The sequence below is a fragment of the Methanomassiliicoccales archaeon LGM-RCC1 genome (assembly GCA_030168575.1).
In the GTDB taxonomy this organism is placed as follows: Archaea; Thermoplasmatota; Thermoplasmata; order Methanomassiliicoccales; family Methanomethylophilaceae; genus Methanoprimaticola.
This window is the reverse complement of record CP115555.1, coordinates 1,261,441-1,281,753: the sequence shown is the minus strand read 5'-3', so window position 1 is coordinate 1,281,753 and position 20,313 is coordinate 1,261,441. Positions and strand designations below refer to the sequence as shown.

General features: G+C 55.0%; 20 protein-coding genes and 1 other RNA gene. 5 read left to right on the top strand and 16 right to left on the bottom strand.

Annotated features, from left to right (window positions below; genetic code table 11):
- Positions 1 to 41: 41 nt before the first annotated feature.
- Positions 42 to 677 (bottom strand): hypothetical protein, encoded by a 636-nt coding sequence (locus PED39_06515; protein WII07240.1) that lies wholly within the window; start codon positions 675 to 677, stop codon positions 42 to 44.
- 351 nt (positions 678 to 1,028) lie between these two features.
- Between PED39_06515 and rnpB the strand changes: the two genes are divergently transcribed.
- The 3 genes from rnpB to PED39_06500 all read left to right on the top strand — a co-directional run bounded on the left by rnpB (position 1,029) and on the right by PED39_06500 (position 3,250).
- An RNA gene (rnpB, locus tag PED39_06510) (RNase P RNA component) lies at positions 1,029 to 1,324 on the top strand.
- A gap of 28 nt (positions 1,325 to 1,352) precedes the next feature.
- On the top strand, positions 1,353 to 2,576 hold the full coding sequence (locus PED39_06505) for a YcaO-related McrA-glycine thioamidation protein (GenBank protein ID WII07239.1): 1,224 nt from the start codon (positions 1,353 to 1,355) through the stop codon (positions 2,574 to 2,576).
- Positions 2,555 to 3,250 (top strand): HAD family hydrolase, encoded by a 696-nt coding sequence (locus PED39_06500; GenBank protein ID WII07238.1) that lies wholly within the window; start codon positions 2,555 to 2,557, stop codon positions 3,248 to 3,250. The genes PED39_06505 and PED39_06500 overlap by 22 nt, the downstream gene beginning before the upstream one ends.
- Here the strand turns inward: PED39_06500 and PED39_06495 are convergent.
- The 11 genes from PED39_06495 to atwA all read right to left on the bottom strand — a co-directional run bounded on the left by PED39_06495 (position 3,234) and on the right by atwA (position 15,358).
- On the bottom strand, positions 3,234 to 4,625 hold the full coding sequence (locus tag PED39_06495) for an ATP-binding protein (protein ID WII07237.1): 1,392 nt from the start codon (positions 4,623 to 4,625) through the stop codon (positions 3,234 to 3,236). The two genes, PED39_06500 and PED39_06495, sit on opposite strands and share 17 nt — an antisense overlap.
- A gap of 152 nt (positions 4,626 to 4,777) precedes the next feature.
- On the bottom strand, positions 4,778 to 7,504 hold the full coding sequence (locus tag PED39_06490; protein WII07236.1) for an FAD-binding oxidoreductase: 2,727 nt from the start codon (positions 7,502 to 7,504) through the stop codon (positions 4,778 to 4,780).
- A gap of 104 nt (positions 7,505 to 7,608) precedes the next feature.
- Positions 7,609 to 8,040, bottom strand: a complete 432-nt coding sequence (locus PED39_06485; protein WII07235.1) for a GIY-YIG nuclease family protein — start codon at positions 8,038 to 8,040, stop codon at positions 7,609 to 7,611.
- Positions 8,037 to 8,966: a methanogenesis marker 7 protein gene (locus tag PED39_06480; GenBank protein WII07234.1), complete on the bottom strand. Its 930-nt coding sequence runs from the start codon at positions 8,964 to 8,966 to the stop codon at positions 8,037 to 8,039. Before PED39_06480 ends, PED39_06485 begins: the two co-directional genes overlap by 4 nt.
- Positions 8,966 to 9,526 carry a methanogenesis marker 17 protein gene (locus tag PED39_06475; GenBank protein WII07233.1) on the bottom strand — a complete coding sequence of 187 codons (561 nt, stop codon included), beginning with the start codon at positions 9,524 to 9,526 and terminating at the stop codon, positions 8,966 to 8,968. Before PED39_06475 ends, PED39_06480 begins: the two co-directional genes overlap by 1 nt.
- Before the next feature lie 8 nt (positions 9,527 to 9,534).
- Positions 9,535 to 10,761, bottom strand: a complete 1,227-nt coding sequence (locus PED39_06470; protein ID WII07232.1) for a methanogenesis marker 15 protein — start codon at positions 10,759 to 10,761, stop codon at positions 9,535 to 9,537.
- Positions 10,758 to 11,192, bottom strand: a complete 435-nt coding sequence (locus tag PED39_06465; protein WII07231.1) for a methanogenesis marker 5 protein — start codon at positions 11,190 to 11,192, stop codon at positions 10,758 to 10,760. Before PED39_06465 ends, PED39_06470 begins: the two co-directional genes overlap by 4 nt.
- Positions 11,192 to 11,611 (bottom strand): methanogenesis marker protein 6, encoded by a 420-nt coding sequence (locus tag PED39_06460; protein ID WII07230.1) that lies wholly within the window; start codon positions 11,609 to 11,611, stop codon positions 11,192 to 11,194. The genes PED39_06465 and PED39_06460 overlap by 1 nt, the downstream gene beginning before the upstream one ends.
- Complete coding sequence (locus PED39_06455) at positions 11,608 to 13,131, bottom strand: methanogenesis marker 3 protein (GenBank protein WII07229.1); 1,524 nt, start codon at positions 13,129 to 13,131, stop codon at positions 11,608 to 11,610. The genes PED39_06460 and PED39_06455 overlap by 4 nt, the downstream gene beginning before the upstream one ends.
- Complete coding sequence (gene mcrC, locus PED39_06450; protein ID WII07228.1) at positions 13,131 to 13,748, bottom strand: methyl-coenzyme M reductase I operon protein C; 618 nt, start codon at positions 13,746 to 13,748, stop codon at positions 13,131 to 13,133. The genes PED39_06455 and mcrC overlap by 1 nt, the downstream gene beginning before the upstream one ends.
- Positions 13,749 to 13,750: 2 nt before the next feature.
- Complete coding sequence (gene atwA / locus PED39_06445) at positions 13,751 to 15,358, bottom strand: methyl coenzyme M reductase system, component A2 (GenBank protein WII07227.1); 1,608 nt, start codon at positions 15,356 to 15,358, stop codon at positions 13,751 to 13,753.
- Between the two features lie 127 nt (positions 15,359 to 15,485).
- Here atwA and PED39_06440 point away from each other — a divergent pair, with 127 nt between their 5' ends.
- Both PED39_06440 and PED39_06435 read left to right on the top strand, forming a co-directional pair.
- The gene (locus PED39_06440; protein WII07226.1) at positions 15,486 to 16,439 is read left to right on the top strand and encodes a DUF2111 domain-containing protein; all 954 of its coding nucleotides are present in this window, start codon (positions 15,486 to 15,488) and stop codon (positions 16,437 to 16,439) included.
- A gap of 30 nt (positions 16,440 to 16,469) precedes the next feature.
- Positions 16,470 to 17,027, top strand: coding sequence for a hypothetical protein (locus tag PED39_06435; GenBank protein WII07225.1), 558 nt, complete (start codon positions 16,470 to 16,472; stop codon positions 17,025 to 17,027).
- Between the two features lie 134 nt (positions 17,028 to 17,161).
- Here PED39_06435 and PED39_06430 read toward each other — a convergent pair whose 3' ends face one another.
- From PED39_06430 to mcrD, 4 genes are read right to left on the bottom strand one after another with little or no spacing between them, the layout of a single operon-like run.
- The gene (locus tag PED39_06430; GenBank protein WII07224.1) at positions 17,162 to 17,437 is read right to left on the bottom strand and encodes a DUF2098 domain-containing protein; all 276 of its coding nucleotides are present in this window, start codon (positions 17,435 to 17,437) and stop codon (positions 17,162 to 17,164) included.
- A 4-nt stretch (positions 17,438 to 17,441) separates the two neighbouring features.
- Positions 17,442 to 19,100, bottom strand: a complete 1,659-nt coding sequence (mcrA, locus tag PED39_06425) for a coenzyme-B sulfoethylthiotransferase subunit alpha (GenBank protein ID WII07223.1) — start codon at positions 19,098 to 19,100, stop codon at positions 17,442 to 17,444.
- Positions 19,101 to 19,105: 5 nt separating this feature from the next.
- Positions 19,106 to 19,876, bottom strand: coding sequence for a coenzyme-B sulfoethylthiotransferase subunit gamma (mcrG, locus tag PED39_06420; protein WII07222.1), 771 nt, complete (start codon positions 19,874 to 19,876; stop codon positions 19,106 to 19,108).
- Position 19,877: 1 nt separating this feature from the next.
- Positions 19,878 to 20,306: a methyl-coenzyme M reductase operon protein D gene (gene mcrD, locus PED39_06415; GenBank protein ID WII07221.1), complete on the bottom strand. Its 429-nt coding sequence runs from the start codon at positions 20,304 to 20,306 to the stop codon at positions 19,878 to 19,880.
- Positions 20,307 to 20,313: the final 7 nt, after the last annotated feature.

Here is a 20,313-nt window from a genome sequence, read left to right as displayed (position 1 = left end):
CAGTAGCGAAGAACGGTTCGGATGTTCCTGTCAGAATGGAATCATCTGAATCTTCTAAGGACCTGCTTGCCTTTCGAAGTCACCTTCCAGGACAGGTTCCTATTGGATCCCTCGCTGGCGATGAGCCCCATCCTCTCCAGTTCCTTGGTACGGTAGGACAATGCGGGCGCGGAGAGGTCTCCCCTGAGCTCAGAGTTCGTCCTGGAATCGGACGATTTGAACATCATGAACGTGTCCAATACCTTCGTCTGGAGCCTCAGTGAGGTCACTTCGGTGACCGAATCGCCGCCTATCTTGACAGCCCTTCCGTTCCTGATGTAGTAATAATCGGAATCATAGGGTTCCACGGCCTGCCTGAGGGCTATGACACTTAAGCTGTCTCCTGAGGTGAAATTGACATGGAAAAGCGCATCCTCATGGGAACGCCTCTCATCCTCCAGGATAGAGGCTATGATCGATTGGGTGTAGTCATAATCGTCAGGATCGATCTGAATGTCCGTGACGTCGCCTATCCCTACTGCGGATAATCCTGAAAGAAGGGTGTCCAGCACATCCTTGTGAACAGGATCGTCGTCGCATAGGAGGTAGATCCTGTCCACCTGTCTGTCGGACCTCAGGATGCCGAAAACAGGCTCCGGTGAATCGCCGATTATGCACAGGTGCACGTCATAGCTCATTATTCTTCCAAAACTATTTTAAATATTAAAATCATATTGGAAAATTGTAGAGCATAAGAGATGCGAATGGATAGCGCATCTCAGAAGCTTGGTGAATGTCCGGGACGGATAAGAGAAAGGCGCGAATCGTAACTTGGAACGCGTGATTCGCATCTGGATGGAATAGCAATTCTCTCGGAATGTTGGATAGATAGCAACGCCCCGGACAATTACTTCATTTTAGTCGAAGGTTATAATATTAACTATATTCCCCTCGAACGTTCGAATATGATTCGAATATTCGATTCATGGGGCTGAATCCTCATCACCGCAACAACCTTTTTTACACCTACTCCATAAACTCAGAGCGTTAGGAGATGGAGGGTGGCCGACGGTAATCCGCAAGGATGGCTGAGGAAGTTCCCTCCTCCAAGGGCAAGATGGACAGGCGCAAGCCTGTACGGCGAGAGCCGTGGCAAGGGCCCAGAAACGACACAGACCCGGTAACAAGGATGATCCGTCAGACGGTGACGTTCCCGGGGATTTGGTGAAACGGCGACCCCCCATCGGAGCAAGTTCATACAACGGGGGAGACCTGCCCGGGACCCGTGGGTAGAACGCGAAGTTGAATGCCACCTGAAACAGAAGGGGGGCTACTACCATCACCTGACGCTACTTTCCAGGAAGGATACGTACATGATGCTGCAGCGCTGTCCGAAATGCTCTAAGGAGACGGGGATCAGAGTCATCCCCACACAAGAGACCCTCGATAGGGTGCTTCCCCTGCTGGACAAGGCCGGCATGGGTGTTCCCGAGGACATCACCGCGACAGACAACCTCGGCATACCCGTATTCTCCATCGACAGACAGAAGACCGCCCTAGGCAAACCCAAGTACTACAACGGAAAGGGCCCGACCGTGGAGCAGGCCAAGGCATCAGCGATAATGGAGGCCATCGAGAGGTACTCCGCAGAGCAGAGAGAGGATGATGAGGTCGTATACGGATCCTACAACGAGGCATCGGAGGTCATGATGACCTGCAACCCCGTGGACATGATCCTCCCGCTGAGGGTGCTCGACATGTACAACAGGAACACGGAGATTGCATGGGTCGAGGCATTCGAGATGTTCAGAGGATGCCCCATCTGGGTGCCCGCATGCGCCGTGTACTATCCGTATTACCCCGAGGACGATCTGCAGCTCTTCAGCTTCCACACAAACGGATTGGCCTCAGGAAACACAATAGAGGAAGCTATCCTGCATGCGCTGTTCGAGGACATCGAGAGGGATGCATGGAGCATAGCCGAGTACAACGACCGTGCCAATGCCGATGTCCTCATCAGGGACCAGGATTCAGTGCCTGCCAAGCTCATCAAGAAGTTCAATGACCAGGGTGTGGAGATCCACCTCAAGGACCTCACATCCGATATCGGTATCCCCACCATCGGTGCGGCAGCAGATGATGTCAGGACCAAGGACCCCGAGATGCTCACCATCGGAGTTGGAACGCATCTCAACCCTGAGATCGCGGCCGTGAGGGCCATCACCGAGGTAGCTCAGAGCAGGACCACGCACAAGCACGGTATGAAGATCAACGCCCAGCTCCAGAAAGCAACCATCGAGATGGGATACGAGAAGATCAAGAAACTCAACCACATGTGGTTCTCCGAGCACCCCAAGAAGGTGTACCTGGAGGATATGAAGGACAGATCGACTGATTATGTCCTCGACGACATCGAGGTCGTGCTCCAGAGTCTGATGGATGCGGGGTTCGACCAAGTCATTTGCGCAGACCTCACCCGCCCCGAGCTTGGAGTCCCTTCGGTGAGGATGATCGTGCCCGGACTTGAGGTCTGCACGATGGATCCCGAGAGGGAGGGCGGAAGGCTGAGAGGCATGTGGCCTCCCCAGAGGCAGTGAGGATGTTCGAAGGAATCAAGGCAGTCGGATTCGATCTGGACGGGACCTTCCTGAACACTCATGTCGACTACGGCAAGATCAATATGGCTGACCAGAACGCCTGTGCTAGGCACGGTATCCCGTTCGATCAGCTGGTGTTCACAACAGAGAAGAGATTGAGGAGACCCATCCTTGATTGGCTCGCTGCCAACGGACGTGCTGATGAATTTTCGGCCATCTCTAAGGAGATCGACTCGGATCTGAACAGCATAGAGTTGGAATTCGTGGATGAGGCGAGGCTTTTCCCCGGTTCTCTGGAATGCGTAAGACAGCTGAAATCCATGGGGCTTAAGGTCGGTCTCCTCACCAGGGGCAGTCATCGCTACGGAGTGACCGCTCTTACCAATGCAGGGGTGATCGACTGTTTCGATGCTGTCGTAGGCAGGGATTATGCCGACTACGACGACGCCAAACCTTCACCCAAGGCGATGGTGTATTTCGCTGAGGAACTGGGCGTCCAGCCCTCCGAGATCCTCTATCTGGGAGACAACAAGACGGATTATCATTCCGCCAGGGATGCTGGCGCTGTATTCGTGGGCGTCTGCTCCGGGTCTATGACCAGGGAAGAATGGCTTAAAGAGGATCCGAACATGATCACAGTGCAATACGCCGGTGACGTCATCGGCCTATTGTGATCATTCCGTATTCGGTGATCAGCTCACCATTGTCGAACACGAGCGCATTGTGCCCATTCATTGCCGCAAGGGCAGCTTCTGTATACCCTGAAGCAGAGAAGAAGCAGAGGATCACCTCGTACTCTTTGAATGCTCTCAGATTGCTGCATGCGTCTACCAGGTGATTCACCACTTCTGCCCCTATCTTATCCTTCCTGTATTTGCATTCGCCAGCATACAGCGTCTTATTCTTCGAATCTATGGCGACCACATCTATCTCTGTCTTGCCATCCCAATAGGATCCGTATGATGCTGCGATGGATTTGGACCTCAGATATCTTCTCAGCTCTGACCTAGATATGTCCTCGAAAACGAAAGCTACATGGGAATCGATGTAGTGATCGTTCAATTCGCGAACAGCCTCATCATTGATGCCCAGAGCGATATCGTTCTTGTATGGATACACGAACCTGTACCACATGGCTATGAACCTGTCTGAGATCGTATAGAGTCTGTTCCTGCTCTTCTCCGGAGACCTCTCCTTCTGCGATACTTTCGATTCCACCATGCCCATACCGATGAGCCTGCTCAGATATGGCATTACATCGGATGCCTTCAGCCTGGTAGCAGAAGTAATGGATTCCATCTTGCGGTTACCCTGGGCGATGGTCTTCAGGAGCGTATTATATATGGCCGTATCCCTGAATTCCTCCTCCATGAGATAGGATATCTCCGTCATCAGGGGAGATCCAAGGCTCATGGTCAGACGCTCGATGTTGTCCAGAACAAGTCTTTCGCGATCCATCAGCTCCATGTAATGGGGAATGCCGCCCGTGAAGGCATACTCCTCGACGGCGTAACGGTAATCCTTCCCGCGGATGCAATCCCTGAACTGCAACGGAAGTACCGTGAGATCGCATGTGTTCCTGCCATAAAGCGCTCCGCCGTAATCAGTGAGGTCCTCCATCAGACCTTTGTACGAACCGCACAGTATGAACATCACGTCCTCTTTGCTGAGAGTATTATCCCATATGGATTGGAATTCCTTCTCTGCATCCCTGTTGCTCTTGGTGATGTAAGTGAACTCGTCGATGACCAAGATCTTTCTCCCTGGGCCGGACAGCTTGACGAACATCGAGATTGCATCCTCCCAGGTATCGGGATTGATGTTTACTCCCAGGTGTTTGGACAATGCAAGGTTGAACGATGATAGCAAGGAATGGGCGCTTTCTCTGTTGGCCTGGAAGAAGAAGTTGGGCTTATCCTTGCAGAACTCCTTGATCAATCTGCTCTTGCCGACACGACGCCTTCCTTTGACGATTACCAAAGGATGCTCGACATGAAGATATTGATTCTCAAGGAGCCTCATCTCCTTTTCCCTACCAATGAAGTCCATGTTTTATTATCTGAATGATTCTATATAATCGTAATTATAATAATTTAGATTATATTAATTGAGCAATGAATAAGGAAGGATCGGAACGATAGACGATCCAAAATGAAGAAAAACCTCCGGGAATCCCGGAGTAAATGGTTTCTTGATCTTGCTTACTGGCTTCCGTCACCGAGCTTGTGGTGCCTGTCCAGGACCTTCAGGTGCTCCATGTCGTTGTACCTGAACCTCTTGAGGTTGTTCTGGAAGGTCTTGTCCTTGGGGAACATCTTCTTGACGGTCTGGAGCATGATGCTTCCCAGAGACATGATGGGCTTGCCGAGGTTGATTCCGAACCTGGTCATTCCGCATACGACGTGTCCGGGGTTGATCACATCATGGTGGTCGAGTACTGTCTTGAGCTCCCTCATCTTCTTGACGGTGGGTGCGTTGTGGATGACATCCAGCTGCCATGCGAAGAACACTCCAAGACCGGTGGACCTTCCGCCGAACTCTGCTGCCTTGTCTCCCATGTAGAAGTTGAATCCGAAGGGCAGCATTCCGGTCAAGAGCTCGTCGTCCTTGAAGTAGTAGGGCATGAACAGGGTTGTGGACCTGTCGACCATGACTCCGATGACTCCTCCGGGCTCCATGTTCATGGCGTCGAATCCCTGGTAACAGATGTCCACGTACTCTCCCCAGTTGTGGGTGGGGACGATGACCTCTGCGGGAATCTCTCCGACTCCGACCTTCCTTGCACGGAACTCGTAGCACCTCTCATCCCACTCGTGCTCTGCGACCTCACCGGCGATCTTCCTTCCGCCGAACTCCTCGGCAGTGAAGTCGGCGAACTGCTCGCCGAGATCGTTGTGGTCGGCGTCTCCCTGGAATGTCACCAGGAGGACGTTGGAAACGTTGGGTGCGTGGATTCCGGCCAGGCGCTGGTTCTCGAAGTGCTTGTAGTCGGACCATGCGATGTGCAGGGGAATGACAGAGGGGTTCTTGACGATCTTCTGCAGCTGGGGGTCGGCGATGGCGAGTGCATCGTACTCGTATCCGGTGCACCTGATCTCTCCCATGGGGTAGATCCTGAATGTAACGGTTCCGAGGACTCCGAGGGTTCCCTCTGCTCCGGAGAAGAACTGGTTGAGGTTGTAGCTCATTCCGTAGGATCCCATTCCGTCGAATCCGGTCTGGACGACTGAACCGTCGTCGACGACGACGCAGGAGTTCAGGATGTTGTCCTTTGCGGATCCGTACTTGTAGGAACCGATTCCCATACCGTTGGTGGAGATCCATGCTCCGATGGTTCCCGCAGGGAAACTGGAGGGGTAGGATCCGATGATGTATCCCTTCTTCATGCATGCCTCGAGGAGCTTCTTCCATGTGCATCCTGCCTGGACCTTGACGTACCTCTCCTCGGTGTTGATCTCCAGGACCTTGTTCATCTTGGAGGTCATGTCGATGATGATACCGGCGTTGGTGGGCATGCATCCTCCGAGACCCCATGTCGCGTTACCCCTGGGGGTGACGGGGATTCCGTGCTTGTACGCGATCTTGACGACCTCGGAGATCTGACAGACGTTCTCGGGCCTGACAATGACGTCAGGGATGCAGTTGAATGCGAGGCCTGCCTCCTTGGGGAGGGGTGCGAGGTCGTGGCAGTAGATGACCCTGTCCATTCCATTGGTGTTTACGTTCTTGGCGCCTACGGCGGCCTTCAGCTCCTCGATGATCTCGGGAGTGACCTTCCTCATGAAGTTGGGCTCCTTGGGCTTGTAGCCGAGGAATCCGTCTGTGATCTTCTTGACGAATGCGTTGGTTGCGTCGGAGCGGTACTTGCTGCTGCACTTGCCTGCGTACCTTCCGCCGAGCTTCTCCGCCTTTGTGACCATCTTGTCGATCTTGGCGTCCTCGTTGTGCCTGAGCTTGACGGCAACAGTCGTGCAGTCAGGGACGTTTCCTGCTACCTTGTAGCCTGCGTCGACCGCTGCGTCGACGAACTTGGCGAAGTTCTTGACGGGGATGTAGAATGTGGGCGAGCTGGGGCACATGCATGCCGCTCCCTCGATTCCCTTCCAGAGGTCCTCTTCGAGCTTTGCTGCACCCTCGACGATCTCATCTGTTTTAGCGAGATCGAGGTCGACGAACTCTTCGTCTCCCTGGTATGCGAGGACGAGCTTGTTGCCGTTGAATGAGATGTGCAGGGGCTTGACTGAGGGCTCCTGTGCGATCTTCTCCAGGACCTTCTGGATGTCCTTTGAACCGCCGAGCTCGTAAGCGACTGATTTGGTGACTCCTGCTGGGAACAGCTTCAGTGTGACCGCTGTGATGATTCCGATCCTTCCGGAGGATGCGACGTATGTCTGGGTGAGGTTGTATCCGGACATGTAGTATCCGATGATGTCGTAACCAGTCTCGATCGCTCCGCCGGTGTAGTCGACGGCGTAGACGTTGTAGACGGTGTCCTTGATGGTTCCGTACTTGTAGGATCCGACTCCGGGGGCCTCTGAGTAAACCCAGTCCTCGACGGTCATGTTGGCTCCAGCGGGGCGTACTCCGAGGGTGAATCCCTTCTCCTTGACTGCCCTTGCGAGATCGCAGATCTTGCATCCGACCTGGACCTTGACGGTCATGTTGACTGTGTCGATGCACTCGATGGCGTTCATCTTGCTGAAGTCGAGAACGACCTCGTCTTCCTCGCAGTGCTTGGCGACCTTTGTCGTGATTGCTCCGTTGGCCTCCATGACTGCCTTGACGGCTGCGGCGACGTCTGCCTGTGTTGCAGGTGTGATGATGACGTGCTCTCCGCTCTTGGAGATCTTTCCCTCTCCGATGGCGCTTCCGATGCGGTCGAGGACCTCGGGAGACAGGGGTTTGTTCTGATAGTTCAATGATTTCATTTCTTATCCTCCACTCAATAGCGTTGGCTTATAGAGTTGCCACTTGTTTCCTATAATATAAAGGAATAGCAGGGAATCTCATTGGAAAATGAGAATATATGAGATTACTTGCTGGGAAGCTCTGCCATCGATACGAATGGGAACATGCCACAGCGTTGTATGAATCCCTTCAGTACTTTGGTGTTCGTCTTGAACAGATGTGTATAGCATCTGCAGTCAGAGCAACCGAATCCTTTGCAGAACGGTTCCATCCCTTCCTCGACTGCGATGGCTGCGAGATCGCATTCGGGGATGAAATCCGGATACGAGATATAGGCTTCGATAGAATCGGCTGCAGTGGTAATGTAATCTGCATGCCACTTCAGCTTCTTCTCCTTGGAAAGATGCCTGCTGACCCTCTGGTCTAGGCCGTTCATGGCGCTGCCCACATAGCAGTACAGCCCCTTTTTGAAGAATAAGGTGCCCAGGGCGCCGACTTGGATCTCCTTGTCGGCCCCCAGACTTATTGCGAGCACGTACGTGCCCTTGCGGATCATTGTTTCAGTGAGTCCTCGAACTCGACCTGTGAACGGGTCTTGATGCGGATGATGACACTGCTGTCGTCGATCCTCGAAGGCTCGATGAAGGCCACCTCTCCCAGCTTGCGGCCGTAGACGGTGACGTTCTCCAGGTACTCCTTGTGCTCGGCATAGGGGATCTTGATCCTCAGTCCGTCAAGATGGAGGACCATCGGGGCGGGCCTTAGGCACATGTCGATGGGTTCGTACTCCTGCAGGATCTGCTTGACCTCTGCGGGGTGGACGAACAGCGGGTCCTCCTCTATGGAGACCTTCTTGTCCTTCAGAACGTTCTCGACTGCATCGCAGATCTCGTCCAGCTTGTCCCTCTCCTCTGGGGACTTCATCCTGGCCGCCTTCCTTCCGACTCCCGTAACGAGTGCGTCGTAGGTGTCCTCGACACCCTCGGGCTTCGGTCCGGAGACGAGCACGACGGGGATGTGCAGGTCCTTGATCAGATCGGTCTTCTTCTCGACGCAGGGTTTGAAGTTTCCGAGGCATACGACGCATGCATCGTACTCGTCGATGATCCCTTTCTCCACCGCGGAGATCTGAGAGGTGTTCTTACCCCTTCCCCTGGCGAGTCCCATGACCACTGTGACCGCTCCGGCCCTCCTGAGTATCTCCGCCACATCGCAGATCGGATGGGGCATGTGATGCCTTCCCAGGGTGGGTCCGACGACCGCGATCTCCGTACCTGCCAGAGGCACCTCCTTCACGGTTCCTCCAATCTCCGTGCAGAGCTTCGAGATCTCCTCCCTGTCCTCGGACGGGACAGACATGATGACTGTCAGCATCTGAGAGCTCCTGTTCTTCTGGAGGACCACTCCTCCGACGTCCTCGATCATCTCGAATAGCTCGTCGGAACGGTAGATTCCTCCGTCGTACATCATGACCTCGAACATCAGGCCGCACCTCCCATGGATGCGTGCACCTTCTTCCCTTCGTCCATGAACTCGGGCTGCATGAGCTCCTCTGTGGCGACCACGGTGATGACTCCGCCGTCGATCAGAGTGCGGCGGTTCTTGATCCCTTCGGGCATAGACCTCCATATGGCGCCCATGATCTCCCTCAGGTCCTGCTCGCCGGATGCGATGACCATCTCCTGCATCTCGGAGATCTTGGCTCCGGACACCTCGATGTCGAAACGGGTCTGCTGGACGACCTTGTTCCTCCCGTATTTCGTCCAGAGGGCCTTGAGGATGTCGGGGGCGTAGCGCTCCTGCGTGATGGTGATGTACGTCATGTTGGATTCCTCCCTGACGTTGGCAACGTCCACCACGGTCTTGTTGCCCGGATCTGCCTTCAGCACTATGGAGAAGATGAACAGGGGCGTGGACGGCTTCAGAATGAGCTTGGCCTTGTCGATCAGAACGGCCTTGTTCAGGTCGCTCATGGTGTCCTCGAACAGCTTCCTGTAAGCCTCGTCCCCGAACTTGTCGTCTCCTACTACCTCTATGTCCATACAATCCCTCACAGGAATCCTGAACTCAGCAGTGCTCCGCCGACCGCTCCAATGTACTGGGAGTCCGGCGGGACTATGGGCTGCTCTCCGAGAACCTCTCCGATCTGCGTCACGAGTCCGGAGATCAGCGAGGTACCTCCGACCTGGATGATCGGATGCCTTACGTCGATCTCCTGGAGCTGCTGCTCGTAGACCTGCTCGGCGACGGAGTGGCATGCTGCGCAGGCCACATCCTCGAACTTCTTTCCCTCTCCGAGGGTGGTGACCAGGTCCTGGATTCCGAAGACGGAACAGTACGAGTTCATCTTGGCGTTCCTCCAGTCTCCCTTGTCAGCGAGTCTTCCGAGCTCGGTGATGTCGATCTTGAGCCTGTTCGATGTCATCTGAAGGAACCTTCCGGATGCTCCGGCACAGATTCCTCCCATGGTGAAGTTGTCGGGGATTCCGTCCCTGACGGTGATGGCCTTGTTGTCCATTCCACCGATATCGATGATGGTGGCCTCTCCCTTCTGCCTGTTGGCGAGCCAGACGGCTCCCTTGGAGTTGACCGTCAGCTCCTCCTGGACCAGCTTCGCCTTGAAGTGCTCTCCGAGGGTGAAACGTCCGTAACCTGTCGTTCCGATGGCCTCTATCTGGTCAAGGGTGACACCGGCCTGCTCCAGTGCGTTGTTGAGCACCTGGGTGGCTGATTCGATGACGACCGCGCCCGAAGGTGTCCAGTCCTTACCGATGATCTTGTTGTTCTCCATGACGACGGCCTTGGTGGTGGACGAACCGGAGTCCAGTCCGACCGTGAGACCGGTCTGCCTCTCCCTTGCGAGGAGCTCCTTCCTGGTGACGATGGTGACCAATGCCTCCATCCTTGTCAGGAGCTGAGATGCCTTGAGCCTCTCCGTGAAGGAGTAGGTGACGACGGGCAGGTTGGTGTGCTCCTGGATGTACCTCCTGAGCTCGTTCCTGACCAGTGCGGCCTCTGCGCACCTGAAGCATGTGGTGATGAACACAGCGTCCGCCTCGTACCTTCCGGATGCGAGTTCGGCGGCCCTTGCGATCATCAGCTTGAGCTGTGGGGAACGGGGCTTGAATCCGAAGTCCTGGACGGCCTTGTCGATATCCGCCGAGGATACGTCGGGATAAACTATCGATGCACCGACGGACCTTGCTGCCTTCTCTATCTCATACTGGACACTGCTGTACTCCGTACCGCAGGACAGCTGCGCGATCTTGATTGTCATTTCAATCCCTCCATCCATTCCTTGGCCTGGGCCACGAAGTTGACCGCATCCTCGTCAGTCTCGGGGTACTTGACGTTCAGGACCGGGATTCCCTTCCTGTGGACCAGATACTTGATCATGAGGTTAGAACGCTCGCAGCCTACGCATCCGAAGCTGTAAGGGCAGTCCTCCATCACTATGGCTGCGTCTGCCTGCTCGATGAGGGGGCCCCAGAGGGCCAGCCTGCCCCTCACTCCGGAGGGGACCTCGATACCGGCGTACTTCAGTCCTTTGACCACATCATCGAGTGTGACGTTCATCGGCGGCATGTCAACCTCCAGATTGTCCACTCTCTCCTGGATGGCCGCCATCGTGCTGAGCGGCTCGTGCCCGAATCTCTCGACAAGGTCGAAGAGGACCAGGCTGTTTGGGGGATCTATGAAGATCTTCATCACTGCACCTCGCATATCTTCTTGAAAGCGTTTACGTCAAGACGTTTCCTATCCTTCTCAGGACTGTATTTGGCCCCTTTCTCTACCTGCTCCAGTCCGTATTGGATCTTGGACAGGAGGGCCCATTCCTCCTCAAGCTGGGCGTACCCGGGCCTTGTTCCGTGCTGTGCGCGGCATCTCCTCGGGTCGCTGCATCTGTAGGCCCTTATCTTCGAGAACACCTCGTTGGGGTATGTCTCCCTCACCTTGGCGAGGATCTCAAGGACCTCTTTCCTGGGTGCCTCCACGAGGCAGCCGTAGCAAGTCTCCTTTACCAGGGCCTTGTCCCCGAAGGAATGCACCATGCGGACCAGCTGGTCCGGGGTGAGCATGGACCTGGGGGATATCATGAAAAGCCTGGTCTCCCTCTCTTCACTCATAAATCCATCTCCCTAATGTAGACGACGTCATCGTCGTTCAGGTCCTTCATGAGCCTGTCGAGGTCGTCTTCGAATCTTCCTATGATGTTTGTTCCGTACGGCTCCTCGCCGGTCGGACCGTGCTCCTTGCTGTCCTCCAGCCTGATTCCCATCAGACCGTGGTAGGGCCTGGCCTGGTTGGTGATACCGATGTCACCGCGCTTGCACTTCTTGAACTGCTTATCGTGGGGGACGATGTCCTTTCCTTTCATCTCGTCTCCGTAGAAGGTGACCATCGGCAGGCCCTCGAAGGTGAACTGGACCTTCATGGAGCCGATCGGCTTGTGACTGAGTCCGGTGATCTTCCTGAAGTAGTGGACGCTCCTTGGATCCTCCTGCTGCTCCAGCTTGATCTTGAACACGCGGTCCTTGGGAACTCCCATGATCTCGGCCTTGGCATCTGCCAGGGCGGTGACGGTCCTCTCGGGCGTCTGCTCCACGACGATGGCATCGTCTGATGTGTCCCCGGTCCTGGTGACCTTGATTCCAGCCGCCTTGAGGAACTCCTCTCCTTCCTTCATCGTCATTCCCACTGCCAGTGTCCTGGGCGGGTTGGTGGCGATGGTGAAGATGTCGTCCTTCTTCGCATACTCGATGATTGCGAGTCCGTTGGTGACCTGTCCAGCGATGTTGTGAGATACGGACTGCTGCCTGCGGTCCTTGAGGACGTACAGCCTTCCCTGCCCGACACCTTCGGACCTCACCGCGACGCATCCCTTGTCCCTGACACCGCTGTCCTCCGGAGGGATCTCGACGTCGAGGTCCTCGGAACATGCGATGTAGCTTCCGGTCACGTCCGTGGCCTTCATGTATCCTTTCGATGAGAGCACCAGTATGTGCTCTGCGGATGCGGGCGACTTCTTGTCCAGGTCTATGGAGACCATGGTCTCGATCTTGTAGCCGTCCTCCAGCTTGTAGCCCAGATCCTTGGTGACTATGACGTTCTCGGTGCTGATCTCCGACATCATGGGGCGGACGGTCATAATCTCGTCGCCTTCCCTGAACTTGTCCAGCAGATGCCTTCCGACCGTGATCCTTCCGATGACCGCCTTTCCGGCACCGTAAGTGCCCTTGTGGTTGTCCTTGGCGATCATCATGTATGTCGTGCTGCTGTCGAATCCTCCCAACGAGAGGAAGCAGTCGTACATCCTGTATCCGTGCTCCGACCTGTCCACCTTCAGCTCGGTCGGGAAAGAACCGAAAGCTGCGATGTTGTGGGTGATCCACCTGGCCGTGACTCCCTGCATGGATGTGGACACCAGTGTCTTCCACAACCTGGCCTCTGGGGTGTCGTTCAGGTGCATCACGACCGTACCGCGGTTGGTGACGATCTCGAAGTCGCTGGTCTCCTGGACCAGCTTCTCCTCCGACAGGTGAACTGCTATGAGCGTGTCCTTGTAGTACGGCTCGTCGGCGATGGCGCTCTTCAAAGTGGCTCCCTTCTTGAGCTCCTTGGTCTTGCCGTTCACGATTACCTTCATCAGTGCTCACGCTCCGGTAGCATCGACTGTACCTTGGAAACGATCTCGTCCAGCTTGTCCTGGGAACATGTTACTCCCCTGACCACGCCGTTGACGATCTCGACGATCGTTCCCTTCGTGTCTATCTTGTCCTCCGGGGGCATGACCATCTTGGTCTTCACCCCTACGGATGCGAAATCCTCATAGTCCACGGGACACTGCGCGACGATGATTGCGGGGATGTCCACGTTCCTGAGGATCAACCTTGCTTTGTAGATGATGTGCATGCGGACGTTGCCGAGATGGATCAGGGCTACCTTGAACTGCTGTATCCTCTCCACCTCGATGGGGTCCAGTCCGAAGTAGCTTCCCGTCGTCATGTCGGGCGCGTCTGCGGGAACTCCGGATCCTGCGTTGACCACCATAACGCTCGTGTCGATACCTTCCTCGCGGAGGGCGTATGTGATCTCGCACACGGGCTTGGTGATGTGCCTCCTGCTGGGGCCCATAGCGATAGCTATTACATCCTTACCGGACTCGGAAAGGGTCGCCCTTGCGGCCAGACCTCCTCCGGCTCCCAGACCCATCGACTCCCTGCACTCTACGAAGCTGAGATGTCTTCCCATCTTCTGCTTCATGATCATTCACCTTCTGGAACCGGCTCCTTCTCGAATGATTCGAGGATCTCCTTGGGATCTCCGATGGCCATGACCTTTCCGTTCTTCATAAACGCAGCGCGGTCACAGCAGTTGAGGACGAAGTCCATATCGTGGCTGACAACCACGAATGTCTCTCCCAAAGTATCCCTGGCCCTGATCACTGACTTCGCGATGATAGTCTTGGTGATGGGGTCCATGGTTCCTGTGGGCTCGTCCAGAATGATGATACGGGGCTCCTTGATGAGCACCTGTGCGAACGCGATCCTCTGACATTCTCCCACAGACAGGGAGTCGGGGTACGAGTAGAGGATCTTCTCGATGTCGCTCTTGGGGAATCCGACGCTGATGAGAACCTGGATGGCCTTGACCTTGGCCAGCTCTGCGGGCATCTTCATTCCGATACATGTGCTCAGGTTCTGCAGGACGGTGTCGAACGGGTAGAGCGTGTACTCCTGGTGGAGGAATCCGATGTAGGGGGTTGCCCTTCCCTTACCCATGTATCCCTCCTCGGACATGTTGACCCAATCCTCTCCGATCCTGACCTTGACCTCTCCGCCGGTTGCGGGGGACATTCCTGCGATCATACGGGATGTGGTGGTCTTTCCGGCTCCGGAGTAACCGACCAGGGCGAAGATCTCCTTCTCCTTGATGTCCAGGTTGATTCCGTCGACGGCCTTGACGACTCCTCTGACAACAGAGAAGTAGTGCTTCTTAGCATCGTTGCAGACAATTAGGGAATCTCCCACAGTGGTGTGGCTGGACTTCTCGAAGTGGTAGTCCTTCATGAATGCCTCGGAGATCTCCTTGGGGCTGCCCTGCATCTTCACGTTTCCGGCGTCCAGCAGAATGGCCTCGTCCGCCATCCTCTCGATGGCCTCGGGCCAGTGGGATGCGAACACCATTGCGATGCCGTTGCTCTTGACGTAGTCGATGAGTCCCTTGTGGACTGTCTCGGCTGTTGTAGGGTCCAGTGTTCCCGTGGGCTCGTCTGCGAGGAAGAACAGGGGCTTCTTCGCCAGCTGCCTTGCCATGACGACACGCTGCTTCTCTCCTCCGGAGAGGTCCCTTGCGATGTGGGTTGTCCTGTGCGTCATATCGACGAGCTCGAGCATCTCGATTGCGCGCTTGATCCTGTCATCACCCTTGACGTCCTCGGGGATAGCCTCCATGACGTTCTCGATGACGGACATGTCACCGAAGAGGGCGAATGTCCTCTGGAGCATGATCGAGATGCGTCCCTTGATCTCCTGTCTGAGGGGGTCGTCCTGCTTGAGGGACCAGAAGTCGATCGACTTCGTGTCTGTAGCACCGCCGCACCTAGTGCAGGGTGCTCCCTTGTATGGGAGGTCCAGGTTTCCGCATTTTTTACACTGGTTGAGGTTGTAGATCACACGTCCGGAATCGGGCTTGTAATCATCGTTTCCCCTGAGAATATGGATGAGAACGCTCTTTCCCGCAGCGCTTTTTCCAATCAATCCCATGATTTTTCCAGTAGTTAACTTCGCACTTACATTGTTGAGAGTGACACGACCGTCGAAGGTCTTGGTCACGTTCTCGATAACCAGAAGTTCTACCGACTCTTGAGCCATAGCGCTGGTTACTCGTTCCGACCATATATAGTCGCGCTCGTTAATTTAAAAACTATAGAAGCCGAGCGTGAAGTTGGATGGATGCATCGTAAAAGCATTTTTAAATTGGATACAAGATTCATCCATCATGATCTCCAGCAGCTCAAGGGTCGGCGGCCCAATTCCGAAATTCAACGATTATCACATCTGGAAGACGTTGTACTACCTCGACAACGAGGAAGCTATAGGAAGGAAGAAGCTGTCGTCGCTGCTGGATATCGGAGAAGGAAGCACCAGGACCATCATCGCCCTGCTCCAGACCCATGGGATCATCAGCATCAACAAGAGCGGAATCATACTGACCAGCTCCGGAATGGATCTGAAGAAGAAGACACGCATGGACCTTGGACCCATAACCATCAAGGACCTCACCATAGGCGAATACAACGTAGCTGTGAGGATCCCCAGAGCTGCTCACATGGTATCATTCGGATGCGAGGAGAGGGACAAGGCCATCGAGGCCGGGGCCACAGGTGCAACCACCCTGGTGTTCACCGACGGGAAGCTTATGTTCCCCGGTTCGGAGTATCTTGTCGATCCGACCACTGAGAATGAGATCAAATCGGTCTTCAACCTGAAGAACGAGGATGTCGTCGTGATAGGAACCGGAAAGACGATGCAATCTGCAGAGATCGGTGCCGTCATTGCGGGAATCAACATCATGGGCGGATTGAAACTCGCCCGCGGAATCAAGGATGTCATCTCCCCCAGGAGCGACAATTCCGAACTTCTGTCGCTGGCCTTCGCCATCCATGACCTCGTCGGAGGTCTGCCGGTATGCGCTAAGAACAGGGACAACCTCGGAGTTAGGATCGAGAACGGTGCGGTCATAGACAACGCATACACCGGTGAGGTCCTCGAGGAGGTCATCAGAAGCGGAACGACCATCAGGAGGGTCGCCACATCCGGACCTTACAAAGGGATCAGGGTAATCGTTACTCCGATAGAACTCGATAACCGCACCATCGCTGTGATCGGCGTGGTGGACATACGCTCGATGGCAGGCGTTGACAATCTGATCAGACTCAATGAGGATGAGTAAGTGCCAGATACACGAATGAGGTGTGAAGAAATGGCAAAAGATTTGGATGCAGGACTCGATAAACCGCTGGAGATCGTCCGCGGTCTGAAGGGTGTGAAATGGGCATTCTACCTTGACAGAGAGATATTAGAGAAGCTCAGGGTCGAGGAATCCACAGTCAGGTCCATGGGGAGCATCCCCGTAGACAATCAGGGCTTCCTCCAGGCATTGGACAGGGATGCAGTAATCTGCATAGTGAAAGACCCCAGGTTCAGACCCCCACCGGAACCCACAGTCATCCTTGTCGGAGCTAACGGCAATCTGCTCGGCGAAGAGGTGTTCCCCTTCACCATGCACAAGTACGACGGTCGCAACGACATCGTTTGGATGGGTGACGGATTCGTCTGTTTCCTCGGAGTCGAGGCGGGAGGATCCGAGCAGTTCGTCATGCCCCCGGTATCGTTCCCTGAACTGAACGAGAGCAACGGATGCAAGGACGTCATCTCATGCAGCCCAGCGCCTACCAGCGACAAGATGATGAGACTCTATTACGGCCTCGATGACGACTCCAGATACGCATCAGTTCTCGTAGCGTTCAACAGGATCTGAAAACAATCCTTACGTCCCTTCGGGGACGATCATCTCTTTGTTTTTTAATCGGCATCAAGCCGGGTCATTTTCTAAAAATCACAATAAAAAAATAAGGTACCTCCCCGAAGGGAGGTAAATGGTTTCAGGATGGATCATCCGCCTCCTGAGGGCATCATCTCCGATATGTCGACCTCTTGAGTCTCCCTCTTGATGTCTTCAATGGATTTCATGCCCCTCTCGAAGGACGAACGCTCCTTGAATGAGACCTCGATGTACTCCGACGGATCTGCCGGGACAAGATTTACCGCGTCGTAGTACAGGTCAGTGTAATCCAGTCTAACCCAGGTTACTCCGTCCTTCTCCTTGATGTCGGTGATCTTGCCGACGGTCGAGGTCGGCATGTACTTCACGAGGTCCCCGTTCTCCAAGTGATCATCCCTTGATGACTGCGGATCTCTCTCCGGCAGGCTGGAATTCCCTGAGGGCTCCACGGCCGATCTCCTTCGTGACGTTGGCGAAGTCGAAGACCAGTGCGGGGTCTGCGAATGCGACACGTACGTAGGGGTTGGCGGTCCATGCGTCCTTCCTTGCAGCGTGAGCTGCCTTGGGGATTCCGGTGTATCCGGAAAGGTGACCGACGTTCATTGCGTAGTTGGGGTAGTTGGGTCCACGTACCTCTGCGGGCAGTCCCTCATCGGACCTGTACGCGAAGGAGTTGGCGGAACCACACTGGTCCTGCAGGTCGAATCCGTAGAATCCGAGCCTTCCGGTCCTCTCCTTGTGCTGGAGCATGGACAGGTACCAGCAGTTCAGACCGCAGTCTGCAACTCCGGTTGCCATGGATCCGGCGACTCCGGTTGCTGCTGCAGCGACTGTTGCCCTCTGGGATCCACCGAAGTGGGCCTCCATGATGGCGGGGTACTTCTCGTACATCTCGAGAGCGTACGAGTTGATGTCGTCTCCGAGCTTCATGAGCTTGTCCATGTCCTTGGGGTCGAGTTTGCACAGGCCGCCGTACTTGGACTTGATCTGGTCGATTGCGTAGTAGACGTAATCCTCGAGGATGTTGTCGGTGTATGCAGCGGTTGCGTACTGTGTGAATCCGACTCCTCCGGACATGTATCCACCGAGGTAGACCTGGTCGAAGACTGCTGCTCCGAGTGCGACTGCCTCGAGAGCTGCACGGCCGGGGTCGTCAGGGTAGACACGGTCAGACTGTACCATGTCGGCCATGAATCCGAAGGGGATTCCTCCGGGCTCGTTGGGTCCCCTTGCACGCCTTGCGGGCATCATGGTTCCCATGTTGATCGAAAGGTGCTTTGCAGAGTATGCGAAGTCTGCGATTGCTGCCTCTCCTGCTGCGAGTTTGTAGGAGGAGATGAAAGCCATGGAGATCTGCATTGCTGCGTGCCTGGATGTGGTTGCTCCATCCATGATCCTTCCACAGATTGTGGGGACACGGACAGCCTGCATCAGGGTCTTTCCGATTGCCTTCTTCAGCTGCTCTGCCTGGTCCTTGGGGAAGAGCTTGTTGATGTCGATGACGAATCTCTTGTCGATCTCATCGATGAGCTCGTCGTCTCCGGAGTAGACCTTGACGTACGAGTCGTATGCGAGGGCGGGGTTGATCTCAGCCATGTGCTCCTGAACGACTGCTCCTCCAGGCATTGTGTGGTTGACGGTCTCGAGGTAAGCGTTGATTGTCTCAGGTGTTACCTCCTTTCCGAGCCTTCTCTCGATAGTCTGGTGGGGGGAGTCGAGTCCGACGAGGACTGTCCTCCTGATGTCGTCCCATGCCTGCTGGATGGCTGTGTTGTTCACACAGTGCAGGTCATCTGCCTCTGCATAGATGTCAGTGTGGGACAGCTGGTAGGGCATCCAGGACCTCTGTCCGAGGGGAACTCCGATGTCCTCGTTGAGCATGGGGATTCCACGCTTCTTGGCGATTGCCTGTGCTGTCTTCTGGAACTCGACTTTGGACTTGGACTGTTTCCATCCACCAAAGCAGTAGTATTTGGTGGAGATGTCAGTGGGTTCCTCTTTGAACTTCTTCTTACATGCATCCATGAATAACTTCTGTTTTGTTGCCATGTAAATCACTCCTTAAATGCCCAAGGCTGGTAACCGCCGAGTGTCCTCAGCTTGTGGATCCTGAGTCCGTACATGGTTACTTCCTTGTCGTCTCTCATGTCGACGCCGTCTGCTCTGAAGATTGTTGTCCTCTTCTTGAGGTCAGCGGCTGCTGCGGGCTTTCCGACGGAGATCTTCCTGTCGAGGGGGATTGCGACCTGGTCCTTGACGTAGACGACTTCCTTCTTCTTTGCGTCCCACTGGTACCTCTGCCATCCGTCGAACATCAGTCCGTTCTCATCGAGACGGCATGCGTGTCCGTGAACGGTTGCTCCCCTGATTCCTGTAAGGGCGGGGTCAAAGGTCTCGTTGTCGATCATTTCTTTTGCCATGACCTCGAGGTTCCTCTCACGGACCTCGATGATCTGCCTTCCGGAAAGTGTTCCGGTGTCGACTCCTCTGTACCTGGAGAGGTACATCCATGCCCTCTGGTAGGGGGAGATGGGTGCGAAGTAGACTGAATCTGTGAACTGGATGTACCTGATACGGTCACCGGTCTTTGCTCCCTCGATGGGGACGACGAGCTTCCTGATCGGGCACTCGGGCTCCTTGCCCTCCTGGATTGGGGGGTGGATGGACTTGTAGTCCTCTCCGGGGTTCCTGTGTCCCATGATCCTGATGACATCGTCCATAGGAACGTCGCGGAGCTTCTTCAATTTGACTTTGGGATCCATGTATCTGCGCCTGTTCTTGGCAGGTGTTGAGTTACCGGGATAGAACTGTCTCTTGTATGCCATTTTATTCACTCCTATAATCATGAAGTGTGGGCTTGTATTTCGTGTATCTACCGACGTTGAGAACGTAACCGAACTCGATGCATTGATTGCACGCGCTCTCGATCTCTTCCAGCTTGGCGTCGAGCTCATCCTCGTCCTCCACCTCGAGCTCGATGTAAAGAGCACCGACGAGGTAACGGAGTTCGACCTCACGGCCGTTGACGTTGATGATCCTGCGCTCCGAATGATTGTTGGGAAGTCCCTTACCAGGTCCGCTGTTGATTGTCTTCGGAATGCTCTCACCGGTCATCTGAATCTGCCTGATGCCATCGATGACATCGAGCTTGTTCAGGAGTACTTCCGTGGTTTCTGCACTCAGAAGGCGGTTGGTGATGATCTGTACTTCCGGGAGCGGAGCGCCCGCGTAATCTGCTGGAGGGTTAGATACCATACAAGGG

Coding starts and splice junctions, on each gene's coding strand:
- PED39_06495 (WII07237.1), bottom strand. CDS start 4,625: ATGGACTTCATTGGTAGGGAAAAGGAGATGAGGCTCCTTGAGAATCAA.
- PED39_06460 (WII07230.1), bottom strand. CDS start 11,611: ATGAGTGAAGAGAGGGAGACCAGGCTTTTCATGATATCCCCCAGGTCC.
- PED39_06440 (WII07226.1), top strand. CDS start 15,486: ATGATCTCCAGCAGCTCAAGGGTCGGCGGCCCAATTCCGAAATTCAAC.
- PED39_06465 (WII07231.1), bottom strand. CDS start 11,192: ATGAAGATCTTCATAGATCCCCCAAACAGCCTGGTCCTCTTCGACCTT.
- PED39_06505 (WII07239.1), top strand. CDS start 1,353: ATGATGCTGCAGCGCTGTCCGAAATGCTCTAAGGAGACGGGGATCAGA.
- PED39_06515 (WII07240.1), bottom strand. CDS start 677: ATGAGCTATGACGTGCACCTGTGCATAATCGGCGATTCACCGGAGCCT.
- PED39_06475 (WII07233.1), bottom strand. CDS start 9,526: ATGGACATAGAGGTAGTAGGAGACGACAAGTTCGGGGACGAGGCTTAC.
- PED39_06485 (WII07235.1), bottom strand. CDS start 8,040: ATGATCCGCAAGGGCACGTACGTGCTCGCAATAAGTCTGGGGGCCGAC.
- PED39_06480 (WII07234.1), bottom strand. CDS start 8,966: ATGTTCGAGGTCATGATGTACGACGGAGGAATCTACCGTTCCGACGAG.
- PED39_06435 (WII07225.1), top strand. CDS start 16,470: ATGGCAAAAGATTTGGATGCAGGACTCGATAAACCGCTGGAGATCGTC.
- PED39_06470 (WII07232.1), bottom strand. CDS start 10,761: ATGACAATCAAGATCGCGCAGCTGTCCTGCGGTACGGAGTACAGCAGT.
- mcrC (WII07228.1), bottom strand. CDS start 13,748: ATGAAGCAGAAGATGGGAAGACATCTCAGCTTCGTAGAGTGCAGGGAG.
- PED39_06455 (WII07229.1), bottom strand. CDS start 13,131: ATGAAGGTAATCGTGAACGGCAAGACCAAGGAGCTCAAGAAGGGAGCC.
- mcrD (WII07221.1), bottom strand. CDS start 20,306: ATGGTATCTAACCCTCCAGCAGATTACGCGGGCGCTCCGCTCCCGGAA.
- mcrG (WII07222.1), bottom strand. CDS start 19,876: ATGGCATACAAGAGACAGTTCTATCCCGGTAACTCAACACCTGCCAAG.
- PED39_06490 (WII07236.1), bottom strand. CDS start 7,504: ATGAAATCATTGAACTATCAGAACAAACCCCTGTCTCCCGAGGTCCTC.
- mcrA (WII07223.1), bottom strand. CDS start 19,100: ATGGCAACAAAACAGAAGTTATTCATGGATGCATGTAAGAAGAAGTTC.
- atwA (WII07227.1), bottom strand. CDS start 15,358: ATGGCTCAAGAGTCGGTAGAACTTCTGGTTATCGAGAACGTGACCAAG.